Here is a 15,504-nt window from a genome sequence, read left to right as displayed (position 1 = left end):
ATTCAAGATGGTGGGCAGGATATGAGACGGCGGTGCCGGAACCGCAAGCGATCCTTGAAAAAGCGAACGGGCCGCCCCGGTAAGGGACGGCCCGCCGTTGAATTGAACAGTCTGAGCCAGACCGATCAACCGGCCAGCTTGGCGGCGATGCCAGCCACGTGGGTGCCCTGGAAGCGGGCGCCGGCCAGCTCGTTCTCGCTGGGCTGGCGCGAGCCGTCGCCGTTGGCGATGGTGGTGGCGCCATAGGGGCTGCCGCCCGTCACCTGGGAATTGTCGGTCTGGCCCTGGAAGCTGTAGGGCAGGCCCACGACCACCATGCCCTGGTGCAGCAGCGTGGTGTGGAAGGACAGGATGGTGCTTTCCTGGCCGCCATGCTGGGTGGCGGAGGACACGAACACGCTGCCGACCTTGCCGATCAGGGCGCCCTTGAACCAGAGGCCGCCCGTCTGGTCCAGGAAGCTGCGCATCTGCGAGGACATCATGCCGAAGCGGGTGGGGGTGCCGAAGATGATGGCGTCGTACTGCGGCAGCTCATCCACCGTGGCGATGGGGGCCTCCTGGTCCAGCTTCACGCCCGCCTTCTGCGCCACGTCCAGCGGCATGGTCTCGGGCACGCGCTTCACCACCACCTCGGTGCCGGCCACCGACTTGGCGCCCTCGGCCACGGCCTTGGCCATCGTCTCGATGTGGCCATAGCTGCTGTAGTAGAGAACGAGAACCTTGGCCATTGCCATCTCCATCAATCGGTTGAGCCGGGGGCGGTTGGGCCGGGCGTCCGGTGCGTTTCGGATCGCGCGGCGTTGCGATACAGGAACCATAACCGTGTTCCGAGTTGCGGATAATCCGGTGACTGGGCATAAAATTGTTCCGCGCCCCGCAACAATCCTGGCACCGCCTCCTGAGGACTGACGCATGGACCGCCCCACATGGACCGCCTAGACGACATGGCCCTGTTCGCCCGCGTGGCGGAGACCCGCAGCTTCACCGTGGCGGCGGCGAGGCTGGGCCTGTCCCGTTCCGCAGCCAGCCGGCGCATGACGGAGCTGGAGGCCCGGCTGGGCGCCCGGCTGCTGAACCGCACCACCCGGCGCATCAGCCTGACGGAAGCGGGGGAGACCTATCTGGTCCGGGTGCAACAGATCCTGGCCGACGTGGATGAGGCCGACCGCTCGGTCGCCAGTCTGCAGGCGGCGCCGCGGGGTGTCTTGAAGGTTGCCGCCCCCATGAGCTTCGGCATGCAGCACCTGGGGCCGGCCATCGCCGACTTCCTGTCCGCCTTCCCGGACATCGAGGTGGAGATGGACCTGAATGACCGCTTCGTCGACCTGGTGGACGAGGGGTACGACGTGGCGGTGCGCATCGGGCAGTTGAAGGACAGCTCGCTGGTGGCCAAGCGCATCTGCCCGGCGCGGGTGGTGCATGCCGCCAGCCCGGCCTATCTCACCCGCCGGGGGGTGCCCCGCGCGCCCGAGGATTTGGCCCAGCATGACTGCCTGATCTACACCAACATCCCGCAGGGGGCGCAGTGGCCGTTCCGCGTCACGCCGCTGACCCCCGGGGCGCCGCGGGGCGGCAACCACGACTCCGACGCCGCCACCCGCCTGGTGAAGGTGAACGCCCGCCTGCGTGCCAACAACGGCGACGTGCTGCTGGAGGCCGCCTGCGCCGGCGTCGGCATCGTGGCGCTGCCCACCTTCATCTGCGGCAAGGCACTGGCGGAGGGCCGGGTGGTGCCCATCCTGCAGGAGTGGGCGGTGACGCGCAGCGCCATCAACGCCGTCTTCCCCGCCAACCGCCACCTGTCGTCCAAGGTGCGCGTGTTCGTCGACTTCCTGGCCGACCGCTTCGGCCCCAACCCCTACTGGGATGTGGGTTTGAAGCTGGGTTGAATAAAATTGAGAGCCGCCGGAGCGAAGCGACAAGCCCGCGCCCCGATTTAAACATAAGGGGGGCGCCGGACCTTTTCGGGGAGCGTAGCGGACTGAAAAGGGAGGAGAAGCCAAGCGGGCGGATGCCCGCGCCCGGCGCCTGAGGGGCGCACAAACAAACCCTCAAAATTAAAAACGGCGGATCAGGTTTGGGCCCCTGGGGGCATCCATCCTGGTCCGCCGTTTTTTCTCAGTCGGATGGGCAAAAGCCTCGAAACCGCATCCAGGGCGGCCGCTTTGCCGCGATAGATCCGACCGTGTTTCCGGACGTCCCACCATGCCGGGGGTTTCGTTCGGTTCAAGCGCGGGCTATGCCGCCCGCCTCCTGGAAACAAAGCCTGCGCTTAGGGGCCCACGAGGTCAAACGCCCATCGGTCATGCCGCACAGCAGCGGCCGCCCGCCCAGGACATACCGGGTTAACAGCCACCCGACCGCACCCTTGACCTTACGCCTTCGGGGTACTCCGCCCACGAACCCGCTATTGCTGCAACCCGCCCATCCGGGCGGTTCATATGCCGCAAAACATCCTCGCTTGACATGGAAAGGGGAGTGGCTACTTAAAGGGTACTGATTTGGTCCGGATTGCCCGGGCCAGATTTTCACCCAGGCGCAGGACCCCAAAACACGTGATCCGGCTGAGCAAATTGACGGACTACGCAGTCGTGGTGATGACCGCGATGATCCAGGGCGACGGCGGCCCGCATACCGCCATCTCGCTCGCGGAGCGTACCGGCCTGCCGGCCCCCACCGTGTCCAAGATCCTGAAGCTGCTGGCCCGCGACGGCCTGATGGCCTCGCACCGGGGGGCCACCGGCGGATACCGCCTGGCCCGCGCGCCCGATGCCATCAACGTGGCCCAGATCATCGCCGCCATCGACGGCCCTATCGCCCTGACCGACTGTGTCGAGGGCGCGCCCGGGGCCTGCGGGGTGGAGAGCCTGTGCCCCCGCCGGGGCAATTGGGACCGGGTCAACCGCGCCGTCCGCGGCGCGCTGGAAGGCGTCAGCCTGGCCGACATGGCCCGGCCGTCGTTCCCCGATCCCGTCCTGCCCAAGGCGGCGCCGGCCCTGCCGGCCACCGCCGACGCTATTTGATTTCGAGGAAGAGCGAAAACATGGCCGCCACCGAACAGACCGTCGAACAGGTCCGCGCCGTCACGGAGCAGAAGTACAAGTATGGCTTCACGACCGAGATCGAGTCCGACCTGGCGCCCAAGGGCCTGAACGAGGACATCGTCCGCTTCATCTCCGCCAAGAAGGGGGAGCCGGAGTGGCTGCTGGAATGGCGCCTGCAGGCCTACCGCCACTGGCTGACGATGGAAGAGCCGACCTGGGCCATGGTCGACTTCCCCAAGATCGACTATCAGGACAGCCATTATTATGCCGCGCCCAAGGCCGCCAAGGACAAGCCCAAGTCCCTGGACGAGGTCGATCCCGAACTGCTGGCCACCTATGAGAAGCTGGGCATCCCGCTGAAGGAACAGGCCATCCTGGCCGGCGTCGAGGGGGCGGGCGAGATGCCGGCCGTGGCCGTCGACGCCGTGTTCGACAGCGTGTCGGTCGCCACCACCTTCAAGAAGAAGCTGGAGGAGAAGGGCATCATCTTCTGCTCCATCTCCGAAGCCATCCGCGAGCATCCGGAGCTGGTACGCAAGTACATGGGCTCGGTCGTGCCCTACTCCGACAACTACTACGCCACGCTGAACTGTGCGGTGTTCACCGACGGATCGTTCGTCTACATCCCCAAGGGCGTGCGCTGCCCCATGGAGCTGTCGACCTACTTCCGCATCAACGCCTCCAACACCGGGCAGTTCGAGCGCACGCTGATCATCGCCGACGAGGGCAGCTACGTCAGCTATCTGGAGGGCTGCACCGCCCCCATGCGCGACGAGAACCAGCTGCACGCCGCCGTGGTGGAGCTGGTGGCCATGGATGACGCCACCATCAAGTATTCCACCGTCCAGAACTGGTACCCGGGCGATGAGAACGGCAAGGGCGGCATCTATAACTTCGTGACCAAGCGCGGCGCCTGCCGCGGCAAGAATTCCAAGATCAGCTGGACGCAGGTGGAGACGGGGTCCGCCATCACCTGGAAGTACCCCAGCTGCATCCTGCAGGGCGACAATTCGGTGGGCGAGTTCTACTCCGTCGCCATCACCAACAACTACCAGCAGGCCGACACCGGCACGAAGATGATCCACATCGGGAAGAACACCCGGTCGACCATCGTGGCCAAGGGCATCTCCGCCGGCAAGGCGCAGAGCACCTATCGCGGCCTGGTGCGCATCCTGCCCAAGGCCGAGGGTGCGCGGAACTACACCCAGTGCGACAGCCTGCTGATCGGCGACAAGTGCGGGGCCCACACCGTGCCCTACATCGAGAGCCGCAACCGCACCGCCCGGGTGGAGCATGAGGCCACCACCGCCAAGATCAGCGAGGATCAGCTGTTCTACTGCCGCGCCCGCGGCCTGTCGGAAGAGGACGCCGTGGGCCTGATCGTCAACGGCTTCTGCCGGGAGGTCCTGAAGGAGCTGCCCATGGAGTTCGCGGTCGAGGCGCAGAAGCTGGTCGCCATCAGCCTGGAAGGCAGCGTGGGCTAAGGGCGCCGCAACCGCCCCCACCCACCTAAGCTGCACACGACATTCGGTTTCAAGGAACGTTTCAAGATGCTGGAAATCAAGAACCTGCACGCCACCGTCGACGGCAAGGAAATCCTGAAAGGGATCAACCTGACCATCAACCCGGGCGAGGTGCACGCCATCATGGGCCCGAACGGTTCGGGCAAGAGCACCCTGTCCTACGTGTTGTCGGGCCGCGACGGCTATGAGGTGACCGAGGGTTCCGTGACCTTCCAGGGCAAGGACCTGCTGGCCATGGAGGCTGAGGAGCGGGCGGCGGAGGGCGTGTTCCTGGCCTTCCAGTACCCGGTGGAAATCCCCGGCGTGTCCAACACCACCTTCCTGAAGACGGCGCTGAACGCCGTGCGCAAGCACAAGGGCCTGCCCGAGCTGGACGCCATGCAGTTCCTGAAGCTGATCCGCGCCAAGGCCAAGGCCTTGAACATGAACGACGACATGATCAAGCGCGCCGTCAACGTCGGCTTCTCGGGCGGTGAGAAGAAGCGCAACGACATCCTGCAGATGGCCATGCTGGAGCCCAGCTTCGCCATCCTGGACGAGACCGACAGCGGCCTGGACATCGACGCCCTGAAGCTGGTGGCCGACGGCGTGAACAGCCTGCGCAGCCCCGAGCGCTCCATGCTGGTCATCACCCATTACCAGCGCCTGCTGAGCTACATCGTGCCGGACCACGTGCACGTGCTGGCCTACGGCAAGATCGTGCGCAGCGGCGGCAAGGAGCTGGCGCTGGAGCTGGAAGCCAAGGGCTACGCCGAATTCGGCTCGCCCGAAGCCGCCTGAGGGGAACGCGCGCCATGGCCGCCATCGCCACTCTGAAAGACCTGTACGAGACCCTGAGCCCCGGCCTGCCCGGCGCCGGTGCCGCCGGCCTGGACCGGCTGCGCGCCGACGGCTATGCCCGCTTCCTGGCCGACGGCATCCCCACGCCCAAGGTCGAGGGCTGGAAGTACACCAACCTGCGCGACCTGGCCGGCGTCAGCCTGGCCCCCGCGCAATCGGCCGCCAACACGGACCTCGCCCTGCCCAGCGTGGCTCCGGGCGAGACGCATCGCCTGGTGTTCGTGGACGGCCGGTTCAACGCCGCCCTGTCCGCCGTGGGCACCCTGCCCCCGGGCGTGACCCTGGACAGCCTGCGCGGCCTGATCGAGGCCTCCCCCGCGTACGCGGCCGAGGTGCTGGAGCGGTTCCCGGCGCCCAAGGCCGACACCGGCCTGCGCGTCGGCCCCAACCCCGGCCGTGGCCAGTCCGGCGGCTTGGTGGGCCTGAACGGCGCCTTCCTGGCCGAAGGTGCTGTGCTGACCGTGGGTGAGGGCGTGAAGCTGGCCCAGCCGGTGGAGTTCGTCTTCATCGCCACCGCCGCCGACGGCGCCTGGCACCCCCGCCTACTGATCGACGTGGCCGCCGGCGCCGAGGTGACCGTGGCCGAGCACCATGTGGCCCGGGGTGGCGGCGCCACTTTCGCCAACATCGTCAGCGGTGTGCGCGTCGGCGAAGGCGCCATCCTGCGCCACGCCAAGTTCCAGGAGGAGGCGGAGACGGCCCTGCACCTGGCTAGCGTCACCGCCACGGTGGCGGCCTCGGCCACGTACGAGACCTTCGTGCTGACCACCGGTGGCCGCCTGGCCCGCACCGACGTCCAGGTCCGCCTGGAAGGGTCGGGTGCCCAGACCCGCGTCTCCGGCGCCTATGGCGTGGATGGCAGCCGGCACGCCGACTTCACCAGCCTGATCGACCATGTCGCCGCCAACTGCACCAGCCGCGAGGTGGTGAAGGGCGTCATCGACGGCAAGGGCCGCGCCGTGTTCCAGGGCAAGATCATCGTGCGGCCGGACGCGCAGAAAACGGACGGCCACCAGCTGAACCGCGCCCTGCTGCTGTCCGACACCGCCGAGATCGACGCCAAGCCGGAGCTGGAGATTTACGCCGACGACGTGAAGTGCAGCCACGGCGCCACCGCCGGCGAACTGGATGAGGAGGCGCTGTTCTACCTGCGCGCCCGTGGCATCCCCGCCGACACCGCCCGCGCCCTGCTGATCGCCGCTTTCCTGGACGAGGTGGCGGAGGAGATCGGCGACGAGCACCTGCGCGGCTATGCCATGGCGCGCATCCAGGAGCGCATCGGCCGTCTGACGGGCATCACAGTCGACACCGACGCCACGGTGTTAGGGGAGTGACCTCATGGACACCCGGATTCTGACGAACGCCCCGTACGATGTGGAGAAGGTCCGCCAGGACTTCCCCATCCTGACGCGCCTGGTGCATGAGAAGCCGGGCCGTCCGGGCAAGCCCCTGGTCTATCTGGACAATGCCGCCAGCGCGCAGAAGCCGCGCGCCGTCATCGACGCCATGGCCAATTTCATGGCGCACGACTACAGCAACGTCCATCGCGGCGTGCACTACCTGTCCCAGGTGGCGACCAACCTGTATGAGGCGACGCGCGTCAAGACGGCCACGTTCCTGAACGCGCCCTCGCCCGACACCATCGTCTTCACCCGCAGCGCCACCGAGGCCTTCAACCTGGTGGCCAGCAGCTGGGGCGGCGCCCACCTGAAGGCGGGTGATGAGATCATCCTGAGCGTGATGGAGCATCACGCCAACATCGTGCCCTGGCAGCTGCTGCGCAGCCGCACCGGCATCGTCATCAAGGTGGCGCCGGTGCTGGACGACGGCACCCTGGACCTGGAGGCGCTGGCCCGGCTGCTGGAAAGCCCCAGGGTCAAGCTGGTGTCCATCACCCACGGCAGCAACGTGCTGGGCACGGTGACGCCGGCGGCGGAGATCGCCCGCATGGCGCATGCGGCCGGCGCCAAGGTGCTGTTCGACGGCAGCCAGGCGGCGGTGCACATGCCGGTGGACGTGCAGGCCATCGACGCCGACTTCTACATCATGACCGGGCACAAGCTGTACGGGCCCACCGGCTTCGGCGTGCTGTACGGCAAGGCCGAGCTGCTGGAGTCCATGCCCCCCTACCAGGGCGGCGGCGACATGATCCAGACGGTGACCTTCGAGGAGACCACCTTCCGCGAGATGCCGCACCGGTTCGAGGCCGGGACGCCGCCCATCGTGGAGGGCATCGGCTTCGGCGCCGCCATCGACTATGTGACCGCGCTGGGCATGGGCGCCATCCACGCCCATGAGCAGCGCCTGCTGGCCTACTCCACGGAGAAGCTACAGGCCATCGACGGCCTGCGCATCATCGGCACCTCGCCCACCAAGGCGGCCATCCTGTCCTTCACCATCGAGGGCGTGCACCCGCACGACATCGGCACCCTGGTGGACCGGGCCGGTGTGGCGGTGCGGGTGGGCCGGCACTGCGCCGAGCCGCTGATGGACCGCTTCGGCGTGGGCGCCACGGCCCGCGCCAGCTTCGCCCTGTACAACACCGAGGCCGAGGCCGACGCCCTGGTGGACGCCGTCCGCGCGGTGAGGGAGTTCTTCAACTGATGTTCGACGATCTGCGCGACCTGTACCAGGAAGTGATCCTGGACCATGGCAAGCATCCCCGGAACTTCGGCAAGCCCGAAAGCTTCAACCGCATGGCCCGGGGCGAGAACCCGCTGTGCGGTGACAAGATCAACGTCTACCTGACCATCGGGCCTGACGGACTGGTCAATGATGCCCACTTCGACGGCCGCGGCTGCGCCATCAGTCAGGCCAGCGCCTCGCTGATGACAGAGACGCTGAAGGGCAAGACGGAAGCGGAGGCCGAGGCCCTGTTCGGCCACTTCCACGACATGTGCACCAAGGACGACCACGAACACACCGACCACGGGCACCTGGACCCGGAGGCGGTGGAGAAGCTGGACGTGCTGTCGGGCGTGCGGGAATTCCCCATGCGCGTGAAGTGCGCGACCCTGGCCTGGCACACCATGAATGCCGCCATCCACGGCGATGAAAAGACGACGACGGAGTAAGCGAGATGTCTGGAGCCGAACGACCCATCGCGCCGGATATTACGCTGCAGGCGCCGGCCACCATCCCGGATGAGGACAAACTGCCCCCGGACGCCCCCCTGGCGGATCGCGTGACGGAGGCGCTGAAGACCGTCTACGACCCCGAAATCCCGGTGAACATCTATGAGCTGGGCCTGATCTACCGCTGCGACATCGACGCGGAAGGCCAGGTCGAGATCGACATGACCCTGACCGCCCCCGGCTGCCCCGTGGCGGGCGAGATGCCGGGCCAGGTGCAGGGCGTCGTCGGCAGCGTCGACGGCGTGAAGGATGTGATCGTGAACCTGGTCTGGGAACCCGCCTGGAACCCCAGCCTGATGTCCGACGAGGCGCGCGTCGCCCTCAATATGTTCTGACGTGTGGAGAGAATCATGAGCCGCATGGAACGCCCGAAAGCGATGAGTCTGACCGACGCCGCCGCGACCCGCGTCAAGGAGATCATGGCCCAGCGTGAGACGCCGGCCGTGGGCCTGCGCGTCGGCGTGAAGGCGCGCGGCTGCTCCGGTCTCAGCTATTTCGTCGAATACGCCGACGCCAAGAAGCCCTTCGAGGAAGTGGTGGAGGAGAAGGGGGTCACCCTGCTGCTGGACCCCGCGTCCACCATGTTCCTGCTGGGCACGGAGATGGACTACCAGGAGGACAAGTTCCAGTCGGGCTTCGTCTTCACCAACCCGAACGAGAAGGGCCGCTGCGGCTGCGGCGAGAGCTTCACGGTCTGACCGGCGGGGCACCTCCGCCAACGCGACTTCAGATCGGTCACCAGACGGGCGCCAGGGGCGCGGATGGGCGTGAAAGCCCGCCGCGCCCTTTTGCTATCCACCGCGAACCCCTCCAGGCGTCGGCTGGCAAGGATAGTTCAGCCGAAGAATTATTCCATTAGCATGAATAGTTAATATAAATTGATATTCATTCTCATTTTCCAATACTAATGATCATCATTGAGCCGCGTTATCATACATATCGGTACATTCTCCTTTCCACACCATCGATATATACGAAAGATAGGCCATGATCACTTCATCAAGTCTTCATCATTAAGGTGTCGTTAAGCACCAGTGCGGCAGGTTGACGCATCCTTTCCGGGGTACATCGCGTAGGAGAATTTCGATGATCCGCTGGTTCGCTAACCTGAAGCTGGTTCTCAAACTGACCGTGCCGCTTGGCATGATCGCCCTCGTGTCCATTGGCCTGGTCACGCTGGCGGAAAACGGGCTGGTGCGCCTGCGCGACACCACCACCCACGTTGTGGATGTTTCCGCCGCGCGCCTGACCCTGGTCCTGGAAACGGAAGCGCTGCTGAACAGCGCCTCCATCGCGGCCAAGAACCTGATCTTGGTGACCTCGGACGAAAATAATGCTCTGTTCTTAAAGGGTTACCGATCGGATATGGCGACCGCGGCGGCCAACATCGATAAGCTGATCGCCGTAGCCGATACACCGGAGCGGCGCCAGATCAACGAACACCTGAAACAGCTTTTCCAAGCATACGCGGACGCCAATGAGCCGTCCGTGCAGGCCGGCATAAAAAATGAAAATGACGTCGCCATCAAAATCTCCCTCGGGCCCGCCCGGGAGGCTCGCCAGAACCTGGTGGCGGCGTTCAAGGAGCGGGTGGAGCGCAACCGGGCGGAACTCGCCCAGGCGAAACGGGATGCGGAGGCGCTGGCAGACCACCTGAATTCCACCCTGCTGACCATGGCGGGGGCGGGCTTGACCTTGGCCTTTGGCCTGACTGCCGTCATCGTGCTGTTCCTGACCGTCCGGCCCATCAACCGCGTCACGGCCGCCATGGGGGCGATCGCCGATGGCCGACTGGAGACGGAGGTAACGGGCGCGGAGCGCCGGGACGAGGTGGGTGCGCTGGCCAAGGCCCTGCTGGTCTTTAAGGACAACGCCCTGGCCGTCCGCCGGCTGGAGGCCGAGCAGACCGCGGCCAAGACCCGCGCCGAGGCGGAGAAGCGCCAGGCCATGGAACGCCTGGCCGGCGATTTCGAGCGCACCGTCATGGGCGTGGTCAACGGCGTCACCACCTCTTCCTCCGAGATGCAGCAGGCCGCCCAGAGCCTGTCCGCCACCGCCGAGCAGACCACCCGCCAGGTAACCTCCGCCGCCAGCGCGGTGGAAGAAGCCTCGCAAAGCGTGCACACCGTGGCCGCCGCCGCCGAGCAGCTGACCGCCTCCATCAACGAGATCGGCCAGCAGGTCACCCGCTCCACCGCCATCGCCGGCGAAGCGGTCGAGGAAGCCAGCCGCACCCAGGCCAAGGTCGAGTTCCTGGTCCAGGCTGCCAACCGCATCGGCGAGGTCATGACCCTGATCTCCACCATCGCCGGCCAGACCAACCTGCTGGCCCTGAACGCCACCATCGAGGCCGCCCGGGCGGGTGACGCCGGCAAGGGCTTCGCCGTCGTGGCGTCGGAGGTCAAAAGCCTGGCCAACCAGACCGCCAAGGCGACCGAGGAAATCTCCGCCCAGATTTCCGCCATCCAGTCCGCCACCGGCGACGCCGCCACCTCCATCACCAGCATCACCAGCACCATCGTCCGCATCAACGAGATCGCCAGCACCATCGCCTCGGCAGTGGAGGAACAGGGTGCGGCCACGCGGGAGATCGCCAGCAACGTCCAGCAGGCCGCCGTGGGCACCACGGAGATCGCCTCCAACATCTCCGGCGTCACCGAGGCCGCAACCCACACCGGCGGCGCCGCGACGCAGATGCTGGGCACCGCCGAACGCCTGTCCACCGACGCTGGCGCCCTGCGCGCCCAGGTGGACGGCTTCCTGTCGGTACTGCGCGCCGCTTGACGGCGGCACGCCCGAAACCAGTTCGCGTGGGGAGAGCCGGCCATCGCCGGCCCTTTTCCTGTGCGCTGAGGGCTGGTCCGGTCAGGGCTGGTTGGCGCTGCCCAGATTGCTGACGGCCATGTCCAGCTCGCCCAGGTCGACGGCCGCCATCTCGACCACGACATAGGAAGCGGGCGGGAAACGGGCCATCAGCTTGTTGCGGAAGTCGCGGGGACCGGCGGCGTAGCCGTGGACGACCCGTGCGCCGCTCTTGCCACCGCCCAGGCCCGTCACCAGACTGATCCGCGCCTCGAACAGGGTGTCGCCCTGCGACCAGGCCTGGGAGAACAGGTTCAGGTGGCGCGGGATGACCTGTTGCAGCGTGCCGCGCCGGGCCTCGACATCGCGGGCGCGGACGGATATCTCCTCCAGCTCCCCATCCAGGTCCTGCAGCGCGGTGCGCAATTCCCCTTCCTGCAGGCGGGCCTGCCGCAGGCTGGCGGCCGCCTTGTTGCGCTCCTCCACCGCGGCGCTGACGCGCCGCTCGGTCTTGCGCACCTCGGTGATCAGCCGCTTCAGCGACCAGGCCATGATGGCACCGCCCACCGCCAAGGCGCAGACGTGGCCGGGGCTGGGGTTGGCGTAGGCTTCCGCCAGGGCGTCGGACAGCATCATGGGATAGTGTTCCTCAAGGGGTCGCCTCAGCTCGGTCGCACAACGCCGCGCTGCGCGCCGGGAGCGCCCGAGCCCTGGACCTGCCGCACGTTGGTGACGCTGTAGCCGTCGGCCAGGGCGAATTCCTGCTGCAGGGCGGTGCGGGCCTCCATCTCCGTGCGGGCCCAGACGCGGGCACGGTGCAGGTGACGCCACAGCGGGCAAATCGATTCCATGCCCGCGACCACGCCGTTGGTCAGCGCGCTGTTGCTGATGTCGGCGGAATAGAGCGCCAGGCCGCTGGCCGAGGGCCCGCCCAGATCGTGCCAGACCTCCACCCGCCGCCGCTCGAACTCCTCACATTCCTTCTCCAGGCGTTGGAGGTTGCTGGTCTCGCGAAAGCGCAGGGCGATGCGCGCATCGCGCACCCGGGCGGTATCCCGGTTGGCTGCCGCCACCTTTTCCGCCGTGCGCCGGATCTGGTCGATTTCCTTTTTCACCTTGGCGTGGCGGGCAATCATCTCATAGACGTCGTTGATGACCAGGCGCAGCAGTTCCAGCAGCACCACCCCCGCCAGGATGGCGCCCACGATGGCTATGATCACCAGATCCGGTTTCTCGATGTGCACCAGGGCCTCGGATGTCGGGGAATGAGCGGTCGCGCTATCGTATGGAAGTCCACTTCAAGGTTGTACGGTCAATTAGCCGTTAACGGGCCCTAAATCCGAAATTTTAAATAAAATCTTCCGTATAGGACCCGTCACACTTTGTCAGAAGCAACCTACGCGGCGGCCGCGTGGGCCACGTCGCGGATGTCGGCCACCAGCTGGTCCACCCGCTCCGGCTGGGTATCCCAGGCGAACATGAAGCGGGCGCCGCCGCCGATGAAGGTGTAGAAGCGCCAGCCGCGCGCCCGCAGGCCCTCCAGCACCGCCGCCGGGGCTGTCAGGAACACGGCGTTGGCCTGCACCGGGAACAGGGGCGCCACGCCCGGCACCCCCGCCAGGCCCGCCACCAGACGCTGGGCCCCCGCGTTGGCATGGGCGGCGTTGCGCAGCCAGGCGCCATTTTCCAGCATGCGCACCCACGGGGCGGACAGGAAGCGCATCTTGGACGCCAACTGGCCCGCCTGCTTGCAGCGGTAATCGAAATCCTCCGCCAGGGCCCTGTCGAAGAAGAGGATGGCCTCACCCACCGCCATGCCGTTCTTGGTGCCGCCGAAGCACAGCACGTCCACCCCGGACTTCCAGGTCATCTCCGCCGGGGAACAGCCCAGGCTGGCGCAAGCGTTGGCGAAGCGGGCGCCATCCATGTGCAGGCGCAGGCCCAGGTCACGGCAGACGGCGGAGATGGCGCGGATCTCATCCAGGCTGTAGACCTGCCCAGTCTCCGTCGGTTGGGTGATGGTGACGGCGCGGGGCTTGGGGAAATGAATGTCCGACCGGCCGGTGGCCAGCGCCCGGATGGCATCCGGCGTCAGCTTGCCATCCGCAGTCTGCGCGACCAGCAGCTTGGATCCGTTGGAGAAGAACTCCGGCGCCCCGCACTCATCCGTCTCCACATGGGCGGAGGCCGAACAGATGACGCTGTGGTAGGACTGGCACAGCGAGGCCAGGGCCAGCGAGTTGGCGGCCGTGCCGTTGAAGGCGAAGAACACGTCGCAGGGGGTGCCGAACAGCTGGCGGAAGGCGTCGGCGGCCTTCGCCGTCCACACATCCTCGCCATAGGCGGCGGCGTGCCCGCTGTTGGCCTCCGCCATGGCGGCCCAGGCCTCCGGACAGACACCGGAATAATTGTCGCTCGCGAACTGCTGGGCGGCGAATTGGGCGGGTAGCGTATCGGTGGTCATGGGGAACGCAGCCTTCATGGTCTCAAGTCTCGACCAAGAGCGAAACGGACTCACGTGGCTGCTTCCCGTTCATTGCCGGATCGGCCACATCCTTCCCCTCTGGGGGAAGCGCCACCTTGCCGGGTACAGCAGGTTGGCGTTGAGCGTCAGCTCAACTCTTGATGCACGGGGCAGAGGGATAACCGCTGGCGGCGGCGGACGCAAGCCCCCTGAGGCGGCTGCAGTGGCATGGGTGATCTTCGGCGCCGGATGATCGCCCAGCGGGACCTGCGGCCCGCGCGGCCTCAGCCGCCGGCGACCGGAGCGGGGGTCAGGCCCATGCCGCGTGGCATGCCCTGCATCGCGGCGGGCGGGCGCACCGGCAGGGGCTTGGGCCCGGCGAGAGCCGGCGATTCCGCCGCCGCGCCATCCCCCGCCACATCGCCTCCCACCAAGTCACCAAGGGGCTCATCCTCCGCCGGCGGTTCCACCGGCGCGACGCCGGCGCCGTCAAGGGCGGGCCCCTCGTCACCCAGCGAGATGGGCAGCACGCTGCTGATGATATAGCCACCCTCATTGGCCAGGCGGTTGGTGACCAGCGCGCGGAAATCGGCCTCGGTGGGGGCGTAGCCGTGCACCACCCCGGCCTCGGCCATGCCGCCCGCGGTGCGGCCCCCATGGCCGCCGACATGGCGGGGCGCCACCACGTTGCGCAGGTGCGCCTCATACAGGTGGTCGCCCTGCGCCCACTCCAAGGAAACCAGGTTCAGCGGCCGGGGCGTGGCCTGGCGCAGCACCGCCATGCGGTTCTGCACCTCCTCCGTCCGGCGCGCGATCTCGCGCAGCGCCTCCTCCCCCTCCTCCAGGGCCTGGAGCAGTTGCTCTTCCTGCTGGCGGGCGACCCGCAAGTCGGCGGCGGCTTCGTTCTTCTCATCCACCGTGGCGGCGATGCGCCGCTCCGTTTCCCGGATCTTGAACAGGATGCGGCGGACGGAGAAGGCCAGGAAGGCCCCGCCGATGGCCAGGATGATGAAGACCATGAAGTTGAGGTTGCTGTAGCCGCCCGTCATCAGCGCACCATGCGCCGGTGCGGTCGCACCAGGCGGGACTGCGCCGCCGACCGGCCGGCGGCCGCCGCCTCCGCCACCGCCTTGAAGCCTTGGGCGGCGCGCAGATTGTTGACGGTGAAGCCATCCTTGGGACTGAAGGCCAGCAGAAGGCGGGAACGGGCCTGCCGCTCATTCCCCGCCCATACCCGGACGCGGTGGGTGTAGCGCCAGATGGGACAGATCTCCTCCATCCCTGCCGCCGCCCGTTCCATCAGGCTGCGGCAATTCAGATCCGCCAGATAGAGCTGGTCGTCCAGGGTGGCGTCACCCACCTCATGCCACACCTCCACCCGCCGCCGCTCCAGCTCCTCGCGCTCCTGCTCCATGCGGTGCAGGATGGTGTTGAGGCGGAAGCGCTCGGCGTTGCGCCGGTCGCGCAGGGCGGCGTTGGCCCGGTTGGTCGCCCACAGGTTTTCCGTGGTACGGCGGGTCTGCTGGATCTCGTATTTGATGCGACGGTATTTCGCCGCCCATTCGTAGATGTCCACGATTACTAGGCGCAGCACTTCCAGCAGCGCGATGGCGGCCACAACGGCGCCCGCGACCGACAACACCACCAGATCCGACTGCACGACCTGCACGGGGACCTACCCTGACTTACCTCTCCCG

At 67.1% G+C, this 15,504-nt stretch carries 16 protein-coding genes and 1 riboswitch; of the genes, 10 read left to right on the top strand and 6 right to left on the bottom strand.

Going from position 1 to position 15,504, the window contains the following annotated elements:
• Positions 1-125: 125 nt before the first annotated feature.
• Positions 126-728 carry an NAD(P)H:quinone oxidoreductase gene (gene wrbA / locus FBZ88_RS18180; RefSeq protein ID WP_145618598.1) on the bottom strand — a complete coding sequence of 201 codons (603 nt, stop codon included), beginning with the start codon at positions 726-728 and terminating at the stop codon, positions 126-128.
• A 198-nt stretch (positions 729-926) separates the two neighbouring features.
• Between wrbA and FBZ88_RS18175 the strand changes: the two genes are divergently transcribed.
• The 10 genes from FBZ88_RS18175 to FBZ88_RS18130 all read left to right on the top strand — a co-directional run bounded on the left by FBZ88_RS18175 (position 927) and on the right by FBZ88_RS18130 (position 11,325).
• Entirely contained in the window at positions 927-1,889 is a 963-nt protein-coding gene (locus FBZ88_RS18175) for a LysR family transcriptional regulator (RefSeq protein WP_145618597.1), read from the top strand.
• Positions 1,890-2,555: 666 nt separating this feature from the next.
• Positions 2,556-3,023, top strand: coding sequence for an SUF system Fe-S cluster assembly regulator (locus tag FBZ88_RS18170; RefSeq protein WP_145618596.1), 468 nt, complete (start codon positions 2,556-2,558; stop codon positions 3,021-3,023).
• 20 nt (positions 3,024-3,043) lie between these two features.
• The gene (sufB, locus tag FBZ88_RS18165; protein ID WP_004272932.1) at positions 3,044-4,528 is read left to right on the top strand and encodes a Fe-S cluster assembly protein SufB; all 1,485 of its coding nucleotides are present in this window, start codon (positions 3,044-3,046) and stop codon (positions 4,526-4,528) included.
• A gap of 66 nt (positions 4,529-4,594) precedes the next feature.
• Complete coding sequence (gene sufC / locus FBZ88_RS18160) at positions 4,595-5,347, top strand: Fe-S cluster assembly ATPase SufC (RefSeq protein WP_145618595.1); 753 nt, start codon at positions 4,595-4,597, stop codon at positions 5,345-5,347.
• 14 nt (positions 5,348-5,361) lie between these two features.
• Positions 5,362-6,741 carry a Fe-S cluster assembly protein SufD gene (gene sufD / locus FBZ88_RS18155; RefSeq protein ID WP_145618594.1) on the top strand — a complete coding sequence of 460 codons (1,380 nt, stop codon included), beginning with the start codon at positions 5,362-5,364 and terminating at the stop codon, positions 6,739-6,741.
• Between the two features lie 4 nt (positions 6,742-6,745).
• Complete coding sequence (locus FBZ88_RS18150; RefSeq protein WP_145618593.1) at positions 6,746-8,011, top strand: cysteine desulfurase; 1,266 nt, start codon at positions 6,746-6,748, stop codon at positions 8,009-8,011.
• Complete coding sequence (gene sufU / locus FBZ88_RS18145; protein WP_145618592.1) at positions 8,011-8,481, top strand: Fe-S cluster assembly sulfur transfer protein SufU; 471 nt, start codon at positions 8,011-8,013, stop codon at positions 8,479-8,481. Before FBZ88_RS18150 ends, sufU begins: the two co-directional genes overlap by 1 nt.
• Positions 8,482-8,486: 5 nt before the next feature.
• A complete protein-coding gene (locus tag FBZ88_RS18140) occupies positions 8,487-8,876 on the top strand; it encodes an SUF system Fe-S cluster assembly protein (RefSeq protein ID WP_145618591.1) in 390 nt (129 codons plus the stop codon).
• Positions 8,877-8,891: 15 nt separating this feature from the next.
• A complete protein-coding gene (locus FBZ88_RS18135) occupies positions 8,892-9,239 on the top strand; it encodes a HesB/IscA family protein (RefSeq protein ID WP_145618590.1) in 348 nt (115 codons plus the stop codon).
• 388 nt (positions 9,240-9,627) lie between these two features.
• The gene (locus FBZ88_RS18130) at positions 9,628-11,325 is read left to right on the top strand and encodes a methyl-accepting chemotaxis protein (protein WP_145618589.1); all 1,698 of its coding nucleotides are present in this window, start codon (positions 9,628-9,630) and stop codon (positions 11,323-11,325) included.
• 81 nt (positions 11,326-11,406) lie between these two features.
• On the opposite strand, the gene FBZ88_RS18125 is transcribed toward FBZ88_RS18130, so the two are convergent.
• The 5 genes from FBZ88_RS18125 to FBZ88_RS18105 form a co-directional block, all read right to left on the bottom strand.
• A complete protein-coding gene (locus FBZ88_RS18125) occupies positions 11,407-11,979 on the bottom strand; it encodes a hypothetical protein (RefSeq protein ID WP_145618588.1) in 573 nt (190 codons plus the stop codon).
• Between the two features lie 26 nt (positions 11,980-12,005).
• Positions 12,006-12,587 (bottom strand): hypothetical protein, encoded by a 582-nt coding sequence (locus FBZ88_RS18120; protein WP_145618587.1) that lies wholly within the window; start codon positions 12,585-12,587, stop codon positions 12,006-12,008.
• Between the two features lie 152 nt (positions 12,588-12,739).
• On the bottom strand, positions 12,740-13,807 hold the full coding sequence (locus tag FBZ88_RS18115) for a threonine aldolase family protein (RefSeq protein WP_145618586.1): 1,068 nt from the start codon (positions 13,805-13,807) through the stop codon (positions 12,740-12,742).
• A gap of 58 nt (positions 13,808-13,865) precedes the next feature.
• Positions 13,866-13,977, bottom strand: a riboswitch (SAM-I-IV-variant riboswitch).
• A 114-nt stretch (positions 13,978-14,091) separates the two neighbouring features.
• A complete protein-coding gene (locus FBZ88_RS18110; RefSeq protein ID WP_145618585.1) occupies positions 14,092-14,856 on the bottom strand; it encodes a hypothetical protein in 765 nt (254 codons plus the stop codon).
• Complete coding sequence (locus FBZ88_RS18105; protein WP_145618584.1) at positions 14,856-15,476, bottom strand: hypothetical protein; 621 nt, start codon at positions 15,474-15,476, stop codon at positions 14,856-14,858. Before FBZ88_RS18105 ends, FBZ88_RS18110 begins: the two co-directional genes overlap by 1 nt.
• Positions 15,477-15,504: the final 28 nt, after the last annotated feature.

Source organism: Nitrospirillum bahiense (assembly GCF_007828025.1).
GTDB classification, from domain to species: Bacteria; Pseudomonadota; Alphaproteobacteria; order Azospirillales; family Azospirillaceae; genus Nitrospirillum; species Nitrospirillum amazonense.
This window is presented reverse-complemented; position numbering and strand designations above follow the sequence as displayed.

What these genes read in the sequence shown, in the direction of transcription:
- FBZ88_RS18125 (WP_145618588.1), bottom strand. Translation starts at nt 11,979, where the DNA reads ATGATGCTGTCCGACGCCCTGGCGGAAGCCTACGCCAACCCCAGCCCC.
- FBZ88_RS18135 (WP_145618590.1), top strand. Translation starts at nt 8,892, where the DNA reads ATGAGCCGCATGGAACGCCCGAAAGCGATGAGTCTGACCGACGCCGCC.
- wrbA (WP_145618598.1), bottom strand. Translation starts at nt 728, where the DNA reads ATGGCCAAGGTTCTCGTTCTCTACTACAGCAGCTATGGCCACATCGAG.
- FBZ88_RS18115 (WP_145618586.1), bottom strand. Translation starts at nt 13,807, where the DNA reads ATGACCACCGATACGCTACCCGCCCAATTCGCCGCCCAGCAGTTCGCG.
- sufC (WP_145618595.1), top strand. Translation starts at nt 4,595, where the DNA reads ATGCTGGAAATCAAGAACCTGCACGCCACCGTCGACGGCAAGGAAATC.
- sufU (WP_145618592.1), top strand. Translation starts at nt 8,011, where the DNA reads ATGTTCGACGATCTGCGCGACCTGTACCAGGAAGTGATCCTGGACCAT.
- FBZ88_RS18175 (WP_145618597.1), top strand. Translation starts at nt 927, where the DNA reads ATGGACCGCCTAGACGACATGGCCCTGTTCGCCCGCGTGGCGGAGACC.
- sufD (WP_145618594.1), top strand. Translation starts at nt 5,362, where the DNA reads ATGGCCGCCATCGCCACTCTGAAAGACCTGTACGAGACCCTGAGCCCC.
- FBZ88_RS18150 (WP_145618593.1), top strand. Translation starts at nt 6,746, where the DNA reads ATGGACACCCGGATTCTGACGAACGCCCCGTACGATGTGGAGAAGGTC.
- FBZ88_RS18130 (WP_145618589.1), top strand. Translation starts at nt 9,628, where the DNA reads ATGATCCGCTGGTTCGCTAACCTGAAGCTGGTTCTCAAACTGACCGTG.
- FBZ88_RS18110 (WP_145618585.1), bottom strand. Translation starts at nt 14,856, where the DNA reads ATGACGGGCGGCTACAGCAACCTCAACTTCATGGTCTTCATCATCCTG.
- FBZ88_RS18140 (WP_145618591.1), top strand. Translation starts at nt 8,487, where the DNA reads ATGTCTGGAGCCGAACGACCCATCGCGCCGGATATTACGCTGCAGGCG.
- sufB (WP_004272932.1), top strand. Translation starts at nt 3,044, where the DNA reads ATGGCCGCCACCGAACAGACCGTCGAACAGGTCCGCGCCGTCACGGAG.